The sequence below is a fragment of the Actinosynnema sp. ALI-1.44 genome, assembly GCF_001984155.1.
Taxonomy (GTDB): Bacteria; Actinomycetota; Actinomycetes; order Mycobacteriales; family Pseudonocardiaceae; genus Kibdelosporangium.
Genome location: NZ_MTQO01000048.1, coordinates 450,540 through 468,061, shown reverse-complemented (window position 1 = coordinate 468,061; position 17,522 = coordinate 450,540). Strand labels below are relative to the sequence as shown.

The following is a 17,522-nucleotide window of genomic DNA, read 5'->3' as shown; positions in this document are numbered from 1 at the left end:
TCGACCAGCCGGAATGGAGTGAAGTCGTGACCCAGGTCGCCGACCGCGTTGCGCTCCCGATCCGTGTCCATGACCTTCTGCTGGCCCTCGCGGGCAGGTTGGACGACGACGCCCTCACCGATGCCCGCGAGCTGCTGGCGTCGGCGGAGCTGGACCGCTCGCTGGAACTGATCGGCGGCTGCCTGGTGGCCGGACGGATCCCGCTGTCGCCCGTGGAACGCCGGGACTTGGACGCGATGTTCGCCGAGGCGAACTGCGACACGACCCTGATCCAGCAGCTGAAGGTGGACGACGGCAGGGCGCGCCCACCGGTGCACAGGTTCCACCCCGGTCTCGTGGACTCGCGGATAGGTGGGGCCGAGGTGGGCGTGAGCGAAGCCGTGCACCGGGTGCTCGAGGTGCTCCCGGACGTGCGTGCGCTGTGGTGCGTCTGGCGGACCACCCCGGCGGGCGCGGTGGCCGGGCCGGTGCCGAACCGGATCGTCCTCGTCGAGATCGGACCCCGCGGGTTCCCGCCCGCGACGGCGTACCGGATCGAGCACGCACTGCGCCGCGCCGGGATCCGCGCGGCGGTCGAGGTCCTCAGGGACAACTCGCCGCTGACCGAGTACCACCGCCAAGGCATGCAGCAGGCCCGCCGGGTCTCGTTCGACGGAGCGGCGGAGGAACAACCACCACCGGCAGCCGAACCGCCCCGGCGGACATGGGGACAGCAGCGGGAGACGTGGAAGGACGACGCACCGGCGGCGAAGCCGCAGGCAGCGGACGAACCACAGCCCAGCACCAGCAGCTGGATCCCCGAGATGGACCCGGCACCTGCCCCGGTGGGCAAGGCGCCGACACCGACGCCGAAGGAGACGACCAACGTCCTCGACCCGGTGACCGACCCGGTGATCGACCCGGTCGTGGAAGTGCCCGCCGAGCCGACGCCCCGGCCGGAACGGCCGAACTTCGACCAGCCGGGTCTCCGCCAGGTGACGCCGCCGATCGACGAGCCGGAACCGGTCGCCCTGCCGAAGAAGCCGACGCCGGCCCCCTCACCGGTGTCGGCGAAGGACACCTTCGAGGACAGCGACCTCAACGACCAGGAACGCGACCTGCTGCGCCAACTCCAGGAAGAACTGGCCAAGCGTGAGCAGGCCGAGGCGGCCTCCAGCAACAAGAAGCTGAGCTGGCAGACAGACAAGTCCGGCAGGCACGCGGACGCCGAAGCCAAGTGGTCGAGCCCCTCGACCCCGCGGATCATCAACGGCGTCCCGCCGACGGCCGGCGGGTCGGTGGAGCCGCCGCGCTTCCCGCCGACGGCCTGAGAGAGCCCCGTTCACCTCCCCGCGAGCCCGTGCGGCTCGCGGGGAGGTGTCGTTCAACCGGTCTTACATATAACCAATCGAGTGATCTTCGCGCCGAAGATCCCACCGGCGAATCTGGTTGTCCACAACCGGCCAGTAACCCTTTGACCAGGCCTTATCCCCGGTAGACTGGAGCAGGGACGCCCCCCGGGTTGGGTGGGGGACTGTTTGTTGGCGTTTTGGTGGGGCGTTGGGCGCTTTGGTGGGGCGTTGGAATCCGGGTCGGCGGTGTTCTGGTGGGTCCGGGGCCTAGTGGTCACGAACGCCACCACTAGTTCTCCTCGGTTTCCTTGGCGATCGCTTCGATGATTCGTTGCAGGTGGAGACCTCGCTGGGCGTCGCAGGGGTGTGTCGTCGTCCCGCTGTGCACCATGGCGACGAAGTCGTCGAGGAGGATCGTGAACGCCTGGTCCGAGGGAGTGTCCCGGCCGGGAAGGGTGCGGTATCCGTTGTCGCCGTATGCGCTGAAATCGACGACCGTCGGCCGTAGGGGCATCTTCAGCGAGATCGTGATCGTGCTGGTCGCGCCGGTTTCGTGGGCCAGCATGAAGTGCCAGAGGTCGCGCTCGCCCCTGGTGGCGCCGACGACCTCGCTCACCGGGCCGAGGGCCGCGTCCATCAGGTCGATCACATGCGGGCCGATGTCCATCAGTGCGCCGCTTTCGTGGCGCCAGGCCGAGTCGGCGTAGTCGGGGGACAGCAGTGCTCCTGACAGCCACTGGGCGTTGCCGCCCACCCAGCCGCCTACCGCGTGCAGGTCGGCGAGCCAGTCCCGTGTTTCCTGCGCGAACCGGCGGACCAGGGACACCAGTGATACGACCCCCGCGTCCCCGATCGTGCCTGCCAGGCGTTCGGCTTCGTCGAGCGTCGCCGCCAGTGGCTTTTCCAGGATCACGTGCTTGCCTGCCTTGACCGCTTGGACGGCCAGTTCTGCCTGCACCGCCGGTGGCACGGCGAACGCGACGGCGTCGACCTGGTCGAACAGGTCCGCCGGTGAGTCGGCCGCGTCGATGCAGTAGGTCTTGGCGATCGCGTCGGCCGCTTCCCTTCGTCGTGCCCACACCGAGGCAAGGTGCACCCCGGGGTGGTTCGCCAGGCCGGGCGCGTGCGCGCGTCCCGCCCACTGTCCGGCACCGATCAGGCCAACCCGCACTTGTTCGTCCACGTGCCCAGTATCGACCGGTGATCCGGGTCACGGGGCTTGAGGCCGGTCCCGGTCGTAGGCTCGCAAGGGTGCGCGAACTGCCGAAGGAGATGGTTCTGCCGGAATCGATGGTTCCGGACACCTTTCCTGACCCGCCGGTGACCCCGAAGGACGCCGCGACGGTGGTGCTCCTGCGGGATACCAAGGCAGGTGTTGAGGCGTTCCTGCTGCGTCGCGTGATGGGGATGGCGTTCGCGGGTGGGATGACTGTGTTCCCCGGTGGTGGTGTCGACAAGCGTGACGCGGACGTCGACATCGCGTGGACCGGCCCGGAACCGGAGTGGTGGGCCGAGAAGTTCGCCTGCCCCGTGCCGTTGGCCAGGGCTCTTGTGTGTGCGGCTGTGCGGGAGACGTTCGAGGAATCCGGCGTCCTGCTGGCCGGACCGGATGCGGGCAGCGTCGTTTCGGACACCGCGCCGTACGCCTCCGCGCGGAAATCCCTTGTGGATCGCGAGTTCTCCTTCGCGCAGTTCCTGGGGGACGCCGGGCTCGTGCTGCGCGCGGACCTGCTGCGGCCGTGGGCGAACTGGGTCACGCCCGCCGAGGAACCACGGCGCTACGACACCAAGTTCTTCATCGCCGCGCTGCCGGAAGGCCAGCGCGCGGACGGATCCACCTCCGAGGCCGACCACGCCGAGTGGCGCCGCCCGACCGAGGTGATCGACCTGTGGAAGGCGGGCGAGCGCGCCCTGCTGCCACCGACCTGGATGACCCTCACCGACCTCGGCGAACAGCCGACCGTGGCCGCCGCGATGGCGGTCGACCGGACGATCAGCAAGATCATCCCCAAGGTGATCAGGGAAGGCCGCGTTCTGCGACCGGTCCTGCCCGGCGACCCGGCGTACCACCGCGCCGTCGGCCACCTGGACGCACGACCAGACGACACGCTGGGCTGAGAACGAGAGGGAGAACCCGTGAGCGTGGTGCATCCGGCGTACGGCGTGTTGCGAGAGGTCACGCCGACCGCCTCGGTGATGCTTGAGGACAACCCCGGCAACATGACGCTCGACGGCACGAACACCTGGATCCTGCGCGGACCAGGCGCCGAGGAGTGCGTCGTGGTCGACCCCGGCTACGAGGACATCCCGCACCTGACCCGAGTCGCGGACTGCGGCCCGATCTCCCTGATCCTGGTGACGCACCACCACCCGGACCACGTCGAAGGCGCGCCCTGGCTCGCCGAACGCACCGGCGCCCCGATCCGCGCGTTCGACCGCGCACTGTGCCGCGACGCCGAACCGTTGGCGCACGGCGACGTTGTCACCGCGGCTGGCCTGGAGATGACCGTCCTGCACACCCCCGGCCACACCGACGACTCGATCTGTCTCCAGCTCGCGGACGCCGTGCTGACCGGCGACTCGATCCTCGGCCGTGGGACGACCGTGATCTCGGCACTCGGTCATTACCTGGACACACTGCGACTGCTGCAGGCCATCCCCGGCATGATCGTGCTGCCCGGCCACGGCGCGGAGCTTCCCGACCTCGCCTCCGTCGCCAAGGAGTACCTCAGCCACCGCGAGCAACGGCTTGACCAGGTCCGGGCCGCACTTCGGCAACTCGGCGAGGACGCCACACCCCGCGCGGTCGTGGAAGTCGTGTACGCGGATGTGGACGAATCCCTGTGGGGACCGGCTGAGTGGTCGGTCCGCGCCCAGTTGGACTACCTGCGCGGCGGCACTGGAACCGGGGGCGGCTGACCGGCGTCACGCCGCACCGCCATCCCCGAGCGGGCGGCGCGACGTCGGCCTCGATATTCAGTTGTCGGCTCAGGTGGCGGGCGGACGCATGGGCGCGACCATGTACCGCAGGTCCATCACCACATCCGGATCCGGTGAGCTGAAGACCGTCGCCCGCATGCCCGGCTGGATGGCCAGCCGGACCCGGCCACCGGAGAACGGCTTCAACGCGTCGATCAGGAACCGCGACTGGAACGACGGCGACGTGCGGCCGTCGGACACGTCCGCCTTGATGGTCTCCTCGGCTTCGCCGGACTGCTGGTCGGCGCTGCGCAGCCGGATCTCGTTGTCCCCGACTTCCAGCTTGAGCACGCCACGGCTGTCGGCGTAGAGCGCGACCCGGCGCACCGCGGCCAGCAGCACGTCCGCGTCCAGCTCCACATTCGTGTCCACAGCGGACAACACGAGCTTGTTCTCGCTCAGGAACGAACCGTCCAGCAGTGCCGTGGTGACCACGGAGTTGTCCCACGCCAGGCCGACCCGGTTGGCATCCGAGTGCAGCGCGACCCGACCGCGGGCCTGCTTGGCGACCTCGGCGAGCAGCGTCGCCGGGATCAGCGCGTCGAGATCCGCGGCGACCGGGATCCACGGCAGGGACGCGACCGCCATGCGATACCGATCCGTCGCGGCCAGCACCAGCCGATCCCCGTCCGCCCGGATCCGGACGCCGGTGAACAGCGGCAACGCCTCGTCACGCGACGCCGTGGCGGCGACCGTCGTCAACGCGGACACCAACTGCTCGCCGTCGACCGTGCCCGCCAGCGGAGGCGCGACCGGTACGCCAGGGTGCAGATCCGCGTCGAGAAGCGGCAACGCGAAGCGCGCATTCGGCGTCCGGACCGCTAACCGGGCACCCTCCACCGCGAGACGGACCATCGGCACGTCCAACGCCCGCAACGTCTCCGCGAGCGGTTTCGCGGGCACCAGCACACGCCCAGGCGTGTGCACGGCGGCCGAGCAGGACAACCGGATGGCCCGTTCCCGGTCGCTGCCCGCGAGGACCACGGAATCCTCCGACGCGGTCAGCAGCAGTCCGGCGAGCACAGGGTCAAGCGTTCGGCCGGGCAGCAGGCGGACTGCCTCGGCGGCCGCGTTGGCCAGGTCTGCGGTTGTGGCTGTCAGGTCCATGCTCCGCACCGTATCGCCCCCGTATGACAGTTTTGGATGTCCTCGCTCCGCTCGGACGGGTTTGGTCGCCGGAAGCCGGTCATTTCCACCCCGCCCCACGCAACCGACATCTTCGCTGCGACCTGCTTGTCAGCGTTCCTGGGGCGATGTCGGGCGTGTTGCGTGGCGTAAACGACCGGCGCGACCAAACCGGGTTCGCAGGTAGGTTGCGGGATATGGATGACCGGACCTGGACGATCACGGGCAGCTTCGACCCGGGTGCCCCGGACTGGCACTACCTGCCCGTGGACGTGCCCGACGGCGTGCGCGAGATCGAGGTCGTCTACCGCTACGACAAGCCGGACGTCGCGTTCGGCGTCAAGGGCAACGCGCTGGACATCGGGGTCTTCGGGCCGGGTGAGCGGTTCCGCGGCTGGTCGGGCGGGGCGAGGGACCGGTTCACGATCAACGCGACCGAGGCGACGCCCGGCTACGTGCCCGGCCGGATCGACCGGGGCGAGTGGAGGATCGTCCTCGCTCCGTACACGATTTCCCCGCAGGGCATGGACTTCGAGGTCGACGTGACTGTCCGGTTCGGACCGGACGGGCCCGGGTTCCAGCCGAGCCCGGCCCCGCCGACGGCACCGGCGGCCGACCGCGGCCGGTCCTGGTACCGCGGCGACGGGCACATGCACACGATCTACTCGGACGGCGCTCGCACGCCGGAAGAGCTGGTGGCGGACGCCCGCGAGGCAGGCCTGGACTTCATCGTCTCCACCGAGCACAACACGTCCAGCGCGCACCTGCAGTGGGGGCACCACGCGACAGAGGACCTGTTGATCCTCAACGGGGAAGAGGTGACCACGCGAGCCGGGCACTGGCCGGCGTGGAACCTCCCGGCGGGCAAGTGGATCGACTGGCGCTACCGGGATCCGCGCGAGCTGGCGAAGGTCGTCGACGAGGTGCACGAGTGCGGCGGCCTGGTCGTCGCCGCGCACCCGTTCGGCCCGTGCATCGGCTGCACGTGGGAATTCGGCTACGAAAGCGCGGATCTGGTCGAAGTGTGGAACGGGACCTGGACGCTCGACGACGAGGCCACGGTCATCGCCTGGGACAGCCTGTTGCGCGCGGGCAGGTGGATCCCGGCGGTCGGCAACAGCGACTCGCACGGGCACCACGACCGGATCGGCTTGCCGCACAACGTCGTTCTGGCAGACGGCCTGACCGGCCCGCAGTTGATGCAGGGATTCGCCAAGGGGTACAACTGGATCGCGGAGTCGTCAGCCGTGCGGCTCGAGTTCACCGCGACGGCTGGCGGGACGACGGCGACCATCGGAGAGCGCCTGCTCGCCGAGCCGGGCGCACCGATCACCATAGAGGTCAAGGCAAGCGGTGCGCCCGACACGCACATCCGGATCCTGGACCACCACGGTCCCCAGTGGGGCGGTTACGTCCCCGCCGAGGGCGCGGAGGTCAGATGGACCACGCAGAGTCGTTACAGCAAATGGGTTCGGGTCGAGATCCGCCGGGAACAACCGACTCCCACCACGCGCGACACCATGGTCGCGTTGACGAACCCGATCTTCTTCCGTTAGTACCGGCTGGACAGTTCGTCGAGGATGTACGTGCGCAACCCGTCGACGTCGGCGTCCAGCGCGACGTCGACGACGCGGCCAAGCGGCTGGTCGACCTTGTTGCGGACGTCGGCGATGGTCGCACCGCTGCCCGGACCGTCGGTGCAGTCGACGTCGAGCAGCATCGGCGTGGTGTGCAGGATGCCCGGCCTGATCGCCTCCGCCACCGCGATCGCGTCGTGGATGATCAGGTCGTCCGTGCCGGTGTATTCCTGGTAGAACGCCCGGTAGCCCGGTGTCATCGCGGTCAGCTCACGGCCGACGGCGTTGGCGTCGGCCAGCTTCGACAGCCATTCGTCGCCGACCGCGACCTTCATCGTGATGTCCAGCGGGACGAGAGTGACCGGGACGTCCTCCTCGACCAGCACCCGCCGGGCGGCCTCCGGGTCGACCCAGAAGTTGAACTCGGCGGACGGAGTGATGTTGCCGCCGCTGATGCCGCCGCCCATGATCACCAGTCGTTCGATCTTGGACTTGATCCCGGGGTGCGCGGCGAGCAGCAGCGCGATGTTGGTCAGCGGGCCGATGGGGACGATCGTGACCGGCGCTTCGGCGGCGGTGAGCACGTCGACCAGCAACGTCACGGCGTCACGCTGGTCGAGACTCGCTGACGACGTGCCGAAGTTGTGCGCATGACCACCGAGACCGTCGTTGCCGTGGGCGTCGTCGCCGCGCACCGCGCGGGAGAACGGCCGGTGTGCGCCCGCGGCGACGGGAACATCGGCACGACCGCACAACGCCAGGAGGTTCAAGGCGTTGCGGGTCGTGTGCTCGATGCCGATGTTGCCCGCGACTGTCGTCACCGCGAGCAGATCGACGTCCGGGTGCCGCGCCGCCAACGCGATCGCGAAGGCGTCGTCGACGCCGGGGTCAGTGTCGATGATCAAGCGCCGCATCGTTCTCCCTAGTAACCGGCGAGTGCGTGGTCGGCTTTCCTGCCGGGCACGCCTGCGGCGATCGTGCCACGGAACACGAACACCAGGCCCGCGAAGATCAAACCGGCGACGGCGGCGGCGATGAACGCCGACGACACGCTGACGTGCTCGACGAGGTAGCCGCTGACCGACTGGCCGAGCGCGAGGCCGAGCGTGACAGCCGTGATGACCCAGCCGAACGCCTCGGTCATCGTGCTCGGCGGCGCGACGTGCTCGAGCGCGGTCGAGTGCGACGTCGACTGCGGTGTGATCATCGTGCCCGCGATCAGCAGTGTCGCTCCGAGCCAGAACAGCGACGACGGAATGGCCGACAACGTGATCAGCAGGGCGAACCCGGTGAGCAGCACCGGAAGCCGCAGGTGCATCGCGCGTGGCCACGGGCGCATCCCGTAGATGACACCGAAGACGACCGAGCTGATCGACCAGAGGCTGAGCAGCAACCCGCCCATGGCCTGCTTCCCGGCGGCCGTCGCCGCAGCCGGAACCGCGACCTCGGCGAAACCGATGACCACACCGAAGCCCATGACGGCGAGGATGACCGTGCGCATACCCGGGCTCACGAGCGGGCCAAGCAGGCTTGTACCCGTCTGCACCAATGGCCGTTGTTCACGGACAGTCCTGGTCAGCGCGAACCACATCGCACCGATCGTCTGCGTGACGGCACTGGCGAGCACGGCGGTCCCGCCCCACGGCAGCGCCGAGAGCAGCCCGGCCAGACCAGGACCGAGGATGAAGAACACCTCGATGCTGATCGCGTCGTAGTTGTACGCGGCCTGACGCGTGCTGCCGGCAGGCAGCAGACGAGACCAGAGCGTCCGCGACGCGGAGCCCACGGTCGGCTGGGTCAGACCGACCGCGAAGGCGGCAGCCACGAGTACAGGAGTACTCGCGTGGGCCTCGACGGCGGCGATGGCGATGGCGATAAAGACCACGAACGCGCTCGACGTGACCAGCAGGGGGCGGCTCGGCCCCAGCCTGTCCATGATCCGGCCCTGGGAGACGGAACCGATCGCGGCGCCGACCAACGCGCCTGCTGAGACGAAGCCTGCGGTGGCGTACGAGCCCGTGGTGCGCTGGACGTAGAACAGCATGGAGAAGCCGACCATGGCGATCGGCAGGCGGGCGAACACGGCAGCGATCATCGGGCCGCGTGCGCCAGGAGTGGTCAGAGCGGCCCGGTAGTCAGCAAGTGAGACGTTGTGGGACACACGTACCATTATGCGGTGGAGTGGTACGGCAGTACCACTAGCTGACGGTGTGTTTGCTCACCATCGCTCGTTCGGTGCAGTCAAACTCAGAGTCGATCACGGTTCCGTAACGGAAAGTGAATTCTGCGCACGCCTGCACAACGAATACGACTCATCCCGGCCCCTTCAGAGTGAAAAGACTTGAGCCGCAGGGGTCGCTCGGGCGATGGTGGATTTTCACCGCCACACATCGGGTACACCGAGGCGGTGTGAAACTCCCTCCGGCGGAAGGGTCGGGGCCATGACGCCCGGAGGGCGGGGAGCGCGAGCCGTCGGGGGATGGTTCGCGCGATGCAAAGGGCCGGTGCGCTGCGTCGGGGGCAGCGCCCGGCCCTTTGTGTGCCCACCAGCTGGAAGCACCGCACGGCTGTAGCCCCCGGGAACTCCGAGGGCCACAGTGAGCTGGGTGGATCTACCGGGCCCGGCGGGCCAGGCGCTCCGGGTCGAGGATGAGCACGCTCTTGCCCTCCAGGCGCAACCAACCGCGGTGCGCGAAGTCGGCCAGGGCCTTGTTCACAGTCTCGCGGGAGGCGCCGACGTACTGGGCGATCTCCTCCTGGGTCAGGTCGTGCGTGACCCGCAGCAGCCCCGCCTCCTGGCTGCCGAACCGCTGTGCCAGCTGGAGCAGGGCTTTCGCCACCCGGCCAGGCACGTCGGTGAAGATCAGGTCGGCGAGCATGCCGTTCGTCCGGCGCAGCCTGCGGGCCACCACGCGCAGCAGCTGCTCCGCGATCTCCGGGCGGGTGGCGATCCACTGCCGCAGTTCCGGCCGGCCCATCGTCACCGCTCGGACCTCGGTCACCGTCGTCGCTGTCGACGTACGGGGGCCCGGGTCGAAGATCGAGAGCTCACCGAACATGTCCGACGGCCCGAAGATGCCGAGCAGGTTCTCCCGCCCGTCCGGCGACTTCCGGCCGAGCTTCACCTTGCCCGACAGGATGATGTACAGCCGGTCGCCCGGCTCACCCTCGGCGAAGATGACATGCCCGCGGGGGAACTCCACATTCTCGAGCGTCTGGCTGAGCGCCTCGGCTGCCGCTGGCTCAACCCCCTGGAAGATGCCTGCCCTGGCCAGGGTCTCGTCCACGCTCGTCCCTCCTGTCGAGACACGGCGAACCAGACACCGTCGCCGTCTTCACTACCTGCAGTGTAGGACGTTCACCCGGATGTACTTACCGGGCACGCCGCACGCTACCGGTAAGTAGTCACATGCGCACGCGCTGCCTAGTCCGCGCGGCGCGTCCGCCTCGGCGGCGCAGCCTGAACAGCTCCAGCGCGCGGCCGATCCCGCTGACCTGGAGCGCGCGGACCTCGTCCGGCCGGACGTCCTCGAGCAGCTGGGTGACCTCGTCCTCACGCACGGCGCCGTTGCGCAGCCGTGTCTCCACACGCTCCATGAACAGGGCGAACAGCATGATCACGAGCGGCACCACGAACACGAACCAGACAGCCACCATCAGTTTGATCCTCGCTTAACGTGCGTCGGGGGCACATTGACTAAGACGTCTGGGGTCGGTTGACGTTGTTCGGCGGCCCGTAGGCTAGTCCCGTGCCTCCCGCCACCAAGCAGCCACCCGGCCAGACGGTCAAACCGGCGACGGGGTTGGTCCGACGAGCCAGGCGGATGATGCGCTCGCTGTCCGAGGCGTATCCGGACGCGCGCGCCGAGCTCGACTTCACCAACCCGCTCGAGCTGATCGTCGCGGTCGTGCTGTCCGCGCAGACCACGGATGTCCGGGTCAACCTGACCACGCCCGCGCTGTTCGCGAAGTACAAGACCGCCGCCGACTACGCGAGTGCCGACCGGACCGAGATGGAGGAGCTGATCCGGCCGACCGGCTTCTACCGCAACAAGGCCGCCGCCGTCATCGGGCTCGGTGCCGCGCTGGTCGAGCGATTCGGCGGCGAGGTGCCCGGCACCATGGAGGAGCTCGTCACGCTCCCCGGTGTCGGCCGCAAGACCGCCAACGTCGTCCTCGGCAACGCCTTCGACGTGCCCGGTCTGACCGTGGACACGCACTTCGGCAGGCTCGTGCGGCGCTGGGAGTGGACCGCGGAGGAGGACCCGGTCAAGGTCGAGTACGCGGTTGGCGCGTTGTTGCCGCCCAAGGACTGGACGATGGCGTCGCACTGGATCATCTTCCACGGACGGCGCGTCTGCCACGCCCGCAAACCGGCGTGCGGCGCATGCCTGCTGGCCAAGGACTGCCCTTCGTACGGCGCCGGGCCCACGGGGTTCGAGGAGGCCGCCAAGCTCGTCAAGGGCGTGGAGGCCGAGCACCTGCTCGCCCTGGCCGAACAGGCGGGCAAGCCCAAACGCAAGGTCACCAGTTGAGCGTCCGGGTCCGCTGGGCGATCGTCGCGTTGGTCCTCGTCGTGGCCGGGGCGGTCGCGCTGTGGCCGCGCGGTGACGACGCCCCGCAAGCCGTCCCGCCGTCGCCGCAGCCGATCAAGACGAACCTGCCGACGTGCTCACGCCAGGGTGTCGCGGTCGAGACGATGCAGGGCCTCAAAGCAGTCTGCCTGGCCGACGGCGGTGTCACGGACGTCGCGCAAGCGTTTGCCGGGCCGGTCCTGGTGAACGTCTGGGGCACCTGGTGCGCGCCCTGTCGGGAGGAGCTCCCCGTGCTTTCGGCATACGCCGCCGAGCCGGGCGCGATCCCGGTCGTGACCCTGGCCGTCCAGAGCGACCAGGCGGCCAGCACCGCCCTGCTACGCGACCTGGACGTGCGCTTACCCGCGCTGTTCGACAAGGACGACTCGCTGTGGAAGGCGCTGCGACCGCCGAGGATGCCGTCGTCGTACCTCATCAACGCGCAGGGCCAAGTGAACCTGGTCAGCGACCCGCCCGTCTTCAGGACCGTGGCGGATGTACGCAAGGCGGTGGGTCAATGACGCACGGCCCGCTCGTCGACCCGGCCGACGTCCCGAACTGGATGGCCAAGCTCGTCGGCGCGACCGGTGAGCTGGACGTGGAGATGTTCCGCAGGCTCGCCCCGCCCGACCACGTCGTCGCCCGGCCCGCGGCCGTGCTGATCCTGCTCGGCGAAGGCCCGAACGGCCCCGACGTGCTGTTGATCCGCCGCTCGGACGACCTCGGCTCGCATCCCGGCCAGGTCGCGTTCCCCGGTGGCAAGGCCGACGAGGGGGACGACTTCCCGATCGGCACCGCGATGCGCGAGGCGGTCGAGGAAACCGGCGTCCTGCCCAGCGGTGTCCAGCCGGTCGCCGTTATGCCCGAGTTGTATGTCCCGGTTTCGAAGTTTCTCGTCACACCGGTCGTCGCGCACTGGCACACGTCGTCCCCGGTCCGGGCGGTCGACCTGGCGGAGACCGCGGCGGTCGCCCGCATCCCCCTCGATCACCTCGCGGACCCGGCGAACCGGTTCAGGGTCCGGCACCCGTCCGGGTTCACCGGGCCCGCGTTCTCCGCACCCGACATGCTCGTCTGGGGGTTCACCGCCGGGCTGCTGACGGTCGTGCTGGCCATAGGTGGGTGGGAAGTGCCGTGGGACACGACCGATGTACGGGAACTTGACGTAGCGTGGCGGTCGAGCCGTCCAGAGGAGTGAAGCTTGAACTGGGTCGACGTGCTGGTGCTGGCGCTTGTCGTGTTGGCCGCGATTTCCGGTGCGCGACAGGGCGTGGTGATCGCTCTGCCCGCTCTCCTCGGTGTGTTCGCCGGACTGGTGCTCGGCGCCATCGTCGCCCCGCTCGTCGTGGAGAACTTCACCAACTTCGCCACCCGGGCGGCGTTCTTCATCGCGATCGTGGTGTTCCTGGTCGCTCTGGGTGAGACAGCCGGGGTGTGGGTCGGCAGAACCTTGCGTCGCAAGATGAAGACGCCCAACCTCACGCCGGTCGAGAGCGTCCTCGGTGCGCTCGTGCAGGGCGTGGTCGTGTTCGTGGTCGCGTGGATCATCGCGGTGCCGTTGACGACGGTCACCGGCCTGCCCGGTCTGGCCAACGCGATCCGGGGCTCGGTTGTCCTCGGCGGCGTCAACGACATCATGCCGCCGGGCGCCGAGAAGCTGCCCAACGGCGTGAAGAAGCTGCTCGACGACTCCGGATTCCCCAACGTGATGGGGCCGTTCTCGCAGACCCCGCTGATCGACACCGGCCCGCCGGACCCGGCGTTGCAGTCCAGCCCGGTGGTCCAGCGGGTCCGGTCGAGCGTGCTCAAGATCCACGCCCGCGCGCAGTCCTGCTCGCGTGCGCTGGAGGGCACGGGTTTCGTGATCTCGCCGCAGCGCGTGATGACCAACGCGCACGTGGTCGCCGGAACCGACCAGGTGTCCGTGGAGACGGACGGCGGCCAGCTCGACGCGCGTGTCGTGCTCTACGACCCGTCGGTGGACGTGGCGATCCTGTCCGTGCCTGAGCTGAACGCGAAGGCGTTGCCGTTCGCGCCGCAGGACGCCAACAAGGGTGACTCGACCATCGTGCTCGGCTACCCGCTGGACGGCCCGTACACGGCTTCGGCCGCGCGGGTCAGGGAGCGGATCAACCTGCGCGGCCCGGACATCTACGACGCCAACACGGTCACCCGTGACGTGTTCACCGTGCGTGCGAAGGTGCAGAGCGGCAACTCCGGCGGCCCGCTGGTCGATCCGAACGGCCAGGTCGTCGGGGTGGTGTTCGGCGCCGCGGTCGACGACGACGAGACGGGTTTCGTGCTGACCGCCAAGGAGGTCTCCGACGAGGTGCAGCAGGCACCAAGGCTGACCCGCCGAGTCGACACCGGAGCCTGCGCCGCCTGAACCACCAGCTCGTGAGTGTTCATCCGGGTTAGAACACCGGTAACCACTCACGAGGGGTTCAGACGGTTGAGAGCCAGGATTTGAGGGTTTTGTTGACGCTGTCGGGCGCTTCCTCGTGCGGGTAGTGCCCGATGTCGGCGAGCATGTGCAGCGGTGCCCCCTTCGGGAGCCAGCGGTGTGACGCCTTCGCCGTGGCCGGCAGGATGAACGGGTCCTCGGCGCCGTGGATGCGCAGTGACGGGACGGGGATCGTCTTGTCGAGCGCGTCGCCGAAGCGGCGGCCGTCGCTGCGGATCTGGGAGCGCACGGCCCACCGGTAGTACTCCATCGCGGAGAACGCGACACCGCGGATCCGGATGGCCTGCTTGTAGCGTTCGACGGCTGCCGTGAAGTCCGCGCTCGCCGCCCATTGTGGACCCGCCCACCGGCGCATCAGGTGTTCGAGCGCGATCGCGTCGTCCTTGACCAGCTTGCGTTCCGGGTACATCGGGATCTGCCCGCGGAACACCGTTCCGGCCGCACGTGCCTGGTTGCCGGCCTTGCGGCGCAGCGCGGTCCGGCGGATCTGACGGCGCAGCGCGAGCGGGTGGGCCGCGCCGATCGCGACGACCGAGTGCACCAGCCTCGGGTGCAGCGCGGCTGCCGACCAGGCCAGCATGCCTCCCCAGCCGTGCCCGATGACGTGCGCCTTGCGCTCCCCGAGCGCCTTGATCAGGCCACCGACGTCACCGGCGAGGGTCCACGCGTCGTAGCCGCGCGGGGGTTTGTCCGAGTCCCCGTAGCCGCGCAGGTCGACCGCGACCGCGCGGAACCCGGCGTCGCTCAGCGCGGTCAGCTGGTGCCGCCAGCTCCACCAGAACTCGCCGAAGCCGTGCAGCATCAGCGCGAGCGGGCCCTCGCCGGTCTCGCTGACGTGCAGCCTGATCCCGTTGGCGTGGACGTCGCGGTGCGCCCATGGACCGTCGACGCGGACCGTGGCCGGATCAGGAAGGTGACTCATCGCTGTCGCGCTTGAGCGCGGCCAACGTCTCCTGTGCCGACTGGATCGTCTTCTTCGGACCCTTGATGCCCCGCACCTTGCGGTAGCCGAGGTAGCCGAGCAGTCCGACGACGACCAGCATCACGCCCCAGGTGATCAGGAAGCCCGCCCAGCGCTGCAGGCCGATCTCGGCCAGCCCCTCGGCGAGCGCGATGAACGGGAAGTACAGGCTGAACATCAGCACCACGAGGGCGAGGATGAAGAAGATGCTCCCCCGCACGGCGCGCTTGACGTCACGGGAGATCTCGATCTTGGCAAGCTCGATCTCGGCCCGGACCAGTGTGGACAGATGCGTGGTGGCGTCCTTGACCAGGGCCCCGATCGACTGGTCGCCCGGGGGCAGACCGATCCGGTCCTCGGTCAGGGGGATCGACGGGACCTGTGGCAGTCCCGAGCCTGCACGGTCGTTCTGCTGCGCACTCGTCACCTGGTCATCGTGCCACGTGGGCGGTCACGAGGCCCGGTGTGCCCGGCTGCGCCGCACCAACAGCGCCGCAGCCAGCAACGACGCCGCCGCCGACGCGAGCAGGACCGCCGCCTTCACCCGGTCCGCCGCGGTCGCGTCGAGGGCAAGATCGGCGATCAGCAGGCTGACGGTGAACCCGACACCGCCGAGCATCGACACCGCGGCCAGGTCACGCCAGCCGAGGTCGTTGGGCAGTACGGCGGCCTTGAGCCGGACGGCGAGGAACGAGGCGCCGAAGATCCCGAGGAGCTTGCCGATCAGCAGTCCGGCGATCACCGCGACGGCGACCCGGTCGTCCAGCATCTCGCCGAGCGCGCTCGGCGAGACCGGCACACCGGCGGCGAACAGCGCGAACACCGGTACGGCGAACCCTGCCGACCACGGCTGGAGCCGGTGTTCCAACCGGACTGCGGGCGAGTGCCGCTCGTACGGGTCCCTGCGGACGCGGGTGAGCAGGCCGAGCGCGACCCCGGCGATGGTGGCGTGCACCCCGGACTCGTGCACCGCGAACCATGTGCCGAGCGCGATCGGCACGTACAGCCACGCCGAGCGGATTCGCTTGTGCTGCAGGTAGGCGTACAGCGCGAGCAGGACAATCGCGGCCGCCGCGGCCAGCAGGTTGAATTTCGCGGTGAAAAGGATCGCGATAATCAGGATCGCGCCGAGGTCGTCGACGACCGCGAGGCTGAGCAGGAAAACCCGGGCGCTGCTGGGCAGGCCGGAAGCGGTGATGCTCAGCACACCGAGCGCGAACGCGATATCGGTCGCTGCCGGAATGGCCCACGCCTGTTCGATTCCCGGCGCGCCCCAGCCGACCGCCAGTGCTATCCCGATCGGGACGACCATGCCGCCGATCGCACCGATCACGGGCAGGATCGCGGCCTTGAACTTCGACAACTCACCCACGACGAGTTCGCGTTTGAGTTCGAGCCCCGCGACGAAGAAGAAGACCGCGAGCAGACCGTCCTTCGCCCAGTCGCCGACCGACAGCTCCCAGATGTGGAAGTCGCGAACCGCCTGGTAGACGCCACGGGCGGGGGAGTTGGCCAGCAACAGCGCGACCGCCGTCGCGCAGAGCAGGATGATGCCGCCGACCGTCTCGGTCCGCAGGTACCTGGCGAAGTCGCTGACGTGAACGCGCCGCATGACTCTCCCGTAAATCGACAGCACTGATTGGCTGCCGACCAGGCTTCCCGGCGCTCCCTTACGGGATCTTAACTCATGCGATCGGGTCCGGCAGGCGACGGACGTGGTATTCGGTCGAGATGGTCCGCCCGGTGAGCGGGTCGCCCAGTTCCACCCGCCAGGCGTCGGCGAACTGGTCGACGCCCTTTTTCATCGGAATGGTGCCGGAAAGCAGGACGGTGCCCGGCGCGTGCAGCTTCTGCGCGTGTAAGACGTCGATCCAGTACTCCGGCGGGAGTAATTCCCCGCAGGTACCCGCCTGGATCTCGGTCCATTCCCCCGATGACCGCACCCACGCGGTGAGCGTGAGGTCGTCGGTCCGGTCGGCCACGTCGGCCAGCCGCCAGGCCTGGCGGCCGAGCATGTCCGGCGCGGCCTGCTTGCTCCACGCGACGCCGTGCACTTCGAGGTCGCGGTCGGTGTGGTCGCAGGCGACGGTGAGCAGCACCTCGTCACGGGTGATCACCAGCGCCCATTCGGCTTCGCCGGAGGTACGGCTGTGCTGGGCGTACACCTCGCCGGACTGCAGCGCCAGGAACGGGGCGATCGGGTACAGGCACGGCGTCTTCGTCGGCGCCGGGATGCCCATCGCGGCCAGTTCGGCGACGTGTTCGGCCACGTGCTCCCGGCTGCGGCCGGCGAACCCGGCGTTGAGCAGCGCGCGTACCTCGACGGCGACCCGGTGCCCGTCAGGAAGGCTGAAGTGCAGCACCGGCACCTCCGAATGCTTGGCGTATACCACTTGTATACATACGATATGCCACAACTTCCCGAAGGTGCGACATGACTTCTGCGACAGTCGCCGACCGGCGCGGCCACGTTCCTCATCGGAGTGCTGTCAATTTACGCCACAATCGGCG

General features: G+C 69.1%; 18 protein-coding genes. 8 read left to right on the top strand and 10 right to left on the bottom strand.

Features of this window, described 5'->3' with window-relative positions:
* Positions 1 to 26: 26 nt before the first annotated feature.
* Entirely contained in the window at positions 27 to 1,310 is a 1,284-nt protein-coding gene (locus ALI144C_RS29715; RefSeq protein WP_076990451.1) for a hypothetical protein, read from the top strand.
* A gap of 310 nt (positions 1,311 to 1,620) precedes the next feature.
* On the opposite strand, the gene ALI144C_RS29710 is transcribed toward ALI144C_RS29715, so the two are convergent.
* A complete protein-coding gene (locus tag ALI144C_RS29710; RefSeq protein ID WP_076990450.1) occupies positions 1,621 to 2,514 on the bottom strand; it encodes a Gfo/Idh/MocA family protein in 894 nt (297 codons plus the stop codon).
* 89 nt (positions 2,515 to 2,603) lie between these two features.
* On the opposite strand from ALI144C_RS29710, the gene ALI144C_RS29705 reads away from it, so the two are divergent.
* Entirely contained in the window at positions 2,604 to 3,449 is an 846-nt protein-coding gene (locus ALI144C_RS29705) for an NUDIX hydrolase (protein ID WP_076990550.1), read from the top strand.
* Positions 3,450 to 3,473: 24 nt separating this feature from the next.
* Positions 3,474 to 4,250: an MBL fold metallo-hydrolase gene (locus ALI144C_RS29700; protein WP_143230954.1), complete on the top strand. Its 777-nt coding sequence runs from the start codon at positions 3,474 to 3,476 to the stop codon at positions 4,248 to 4,250.
* A gap of 69 nt (positions 4,251 to 4,319) precedes the next feature.
* Here ALI144C_RS29700 and dnaN read toward each other — a convergent pair whose 3' ends face one another.
* Complete coding sequence (gene dnaN / locus ALI144C_RS29695) at positions 4,320 to 5,417, bottom strand: DNA polymerase III subunit beta (protein WP_076990548.1); 1,098 nt, start codon at positions 5,415 to 5,417, stop codon at positions 4,320 to 4,322.
* Positions 5,418 to 5,632: 215 nt separating this feature from the next.
* Between dnaN and ALI144C_RS29690 the strand changes: the two genes are divergently transcribed.
* A complete protein-coding gene (locus ALI144C_RS29690; protein ID WP_237774371.1) occupies positions 5,633 to 6,991 on the top strand; it encodes a CehA/McbA family metallohydrolase in 1,359 nt (452 codons plus the stop codon).
* Here ALI144C_RS29690 and ALI144C_RS29685 read toward each other — a convergent pair.
* From ALI144C_RS29685 to ALI144C_RS29670, 4 genes are all read right to left on the bottom strand, one after another.
* Positions 6,988 to 7,926 (bottom strand): nucleoside hydrolase, encoded by a 939-nt coding sequence (locus tag ALI144C_RS29685; RefSeq protein ID WP_076990449.1) that lies wholly within the window; start codon positions 7,924 to 7,926, stop codon positions 6,988 to 6,990. The genes ALI144C_RS29690 and ALI144C_RS29685 overlap by 4 nt on opposite strands.
* An 8-nt stretch (positions 7,927 to 7,934) precedes the next feature.
* The gene (locus tag ALI144C_RS29680; RefSeq protein ID WP_076990448.1) at positions 7,935 to 9,182 is read right to left on the bottom strand and encodes an MFS transporter; all 1,248 of its coding nucleotides are present in this window, start codon (positions 9,180 to 9,182) and stop codon (positions 7,935 to 7,937) included.
* Between the two features lie 442 nt (positions 9,183 to 9,624).
* Positions 9,625 to 10,299 (bottom strand): Crp/Fnr family transcriptional regulator, encoded by a 675-nt coding sequence (locus ALI144C_RS29675; protein WP_033389944.1) that lies wholly within the window; start codon positions 10,297 to 10,299, stop codon positions 9,625 to 9,627.
* Positions 10,300 to 10,417: 118 nt separating this feature from the next.
* Positions 10,418 to 10,666 (bottom strand): hypothetical protein, encoded by a 249-nt coding sequence (locus ALI144C_RS29670; protein WP_054296346.1) that lies wholly within the window; start codon positions 10,664 to 10,666, stop codon positions 10,418 to 10,420.
* A 170-nt stretch (positions 10,667 to 10,836) separates the two neighbouring features.
* Between ALI144C_RS29670 and nth the strand changes: the two genes are divergently transcribed.
* From nth to ALI144C_RS29650, 4 genes are read left to right on the top strand one after another with little or no spacing between them, the layout of a single operon-like run.
* Positions 10,837 to 11,547 carry an endonuclease III gene (gene nth, locus ALI144C_RS29665; RefSeq protein WP_076990447.1) on the top strand — a complete coding sequence of 237 codons (711 nt, stop codon included), beginning with the start codon at positions 10,837 to 10,839 and terminating at the stop codon, positions 11,545 to 11,547.
* Entirely contained in the window at positions 11,544 to 12,107 is a 564-nt protein-coding gene (locus tag ALI144C_RS29660) for a TlpA family protein disulfide reductase (protein WP_076990446.1), read from the top strand. The genes nth and ALI144C_RS29660 overlap by 4 nt, the downstream gene beginning before the upstream one ends.
* Complete coding sequence (locus tag ALI144C_RS29655) at positions 12,104 to 12,784, top strand: NUDIX hydrolase (RefSeq protein ID WP_076990445.1); 681 nt, start codon at positions 12,104 to 12,106, stop codon at positions 12,782 to 12,784. The genes ALI144C_RS29660 and ALI144C_RS29655 overlap by 4 nt, the downstream gene beginning before the upstream one ends.
* A gap of 3 nt (positions 12,785 to 12,787) precedes the next feature.
* Positions 12,788 to 13,972 carry a MarP family serine protease gene (locus ALI144C_RS29650; protein ID WP_076990444.1) on the top strand — a complete coding sequence of 395 codons (1,185 nt, stop codon included), beginning with the start codon at positions 12,788 to 12,790 and terminating at the stop codon, positions 13,970 to 13,972.
* Between the two features lie 58 nt (positions 13,973 to 14,030).
* On the opposite strand, the gene ALI144C_RS29645 is transcribed toward ALI144C_RS29650, so the two are convergent.
* From ALI144C_RS29645 to ALI144C_RS29630, 4 genes are all read right to left on the bottom strand, one after another.
* Positions 14,031 to 14,972, bottom strand: coding sequence for an alpha/beta fold hydrolase (locus ALI144C_RS29645; protein WP_076990443.1), 942 nt, complete (start codon positions 14,970 to 14,972; stop codon positions 14,031 to 14,033).
* Positions 14,956 to 15,438, bottom strand: a complete 483-nt coding sequence (locus ALI144C_RS29640; protein WP_076990442.1) for a phage holin family protein — start codon at positions 15,436 to 15,438, stop codon at positions 14,956 to 14,958. The genes ALI144C_RS29645 and ALI144C_RS29640 overlap by 17 nt, the downstream gene beginning before the upstream one ends.
* Before the next feature lie 24 nt (positions 15,439 to 15,462).
* Positions 15,463 to 16,623 (bottom strand): Na+/H+ antiporter NhaA, encoded by a 1,161-nt coding sequence (nhaA, locus tag ALI144C_RS29635; RefSeq protein ID WP_076990441.1) that lies wholly within the window; start codon positions 16,621 to 16,623, stop codon positions 15,463 to 15,465.
* A gap of 73 nt (positions 16,624 to 16,696) precedes the next feature.
* Entirely contained in the window at positions 16,697 to 17,380 is a 684-nt protein-coding gene (locus ALI144C_RS29630; RefSeq protein WP_076990546.1) for a DUF2848 domain-containing protein, read from the bottom strand.
* Positions 17,381 to 17,522: the final 142 nt, after the last annotated feature.

Excerpts from the sequence above, each read along its gene's own strand:
- ALI144C_RS29685 (WP_076990449.1), bottom strand. The coding sequence starts at position 7,926 with ATGCGGCGCTTGATCATCGACACTGACCCCGGCGTCGACGACGCCTTC.
- ALI144C_RS29690 (WP_237774371.1), top strand. The coding sequence starts at position 5,633 with ATGGATGACCGGACCTGGACGATCACGGGCAGCTTCGACCCGGGTGCC.
- dnaN (WP_076990548.1), bottom strand. The coding sequence starts at position 5,417 with ATGGACCTGACAGCCACAACCGCAGACCTGGCCAACGCGGCCGCCGAG.
- ALI144C_RS29680 (WP_076990448.1), bottom strand. The coding sequence starts at position 9,182 with ATGGTACGTGTGTCCCACAACGTCTCACTTGCTGACTACCGGGCCGCT.
- ALI144C_RS29655 (WP_076990445.1), top strand. The coding sequence starts at position 12,104 with ATGACGCACGGCCCGCTCGTCGACCCGGCCGACGTCCCGAACTGGATG.
- ALI144C_RS29645 (WP_076990443.1), bottom strand. The coding sequence starts at position 14,972 with ATGAGTCACCTTCCTGATCCGGCCACGGTCCGCGTCGACGGTCCATGG.
- nth (WP_076990447.1), top strand. The coding sequence starts at position 10,837 with ATGATGCGCTCGCTGTCCGAGGCGTATCCGGACGCGCGCGCCGAGCTC.
- ALI144C_RS29705 (WP_076990550.1), top strand. The coding sequence starts at position 2,604 with ATGGTTCTGCCGGAATCGATGGTTCCGGACACCTTTCCTGACCCGCCG.
- nhaA (WP_076990441.1), bottom strand. The coding sequence starts at position 16,623 with ATGCGGCGCGTTCACGTCAGCGACTTCGCCAGGTACCTGCGGACCGAG.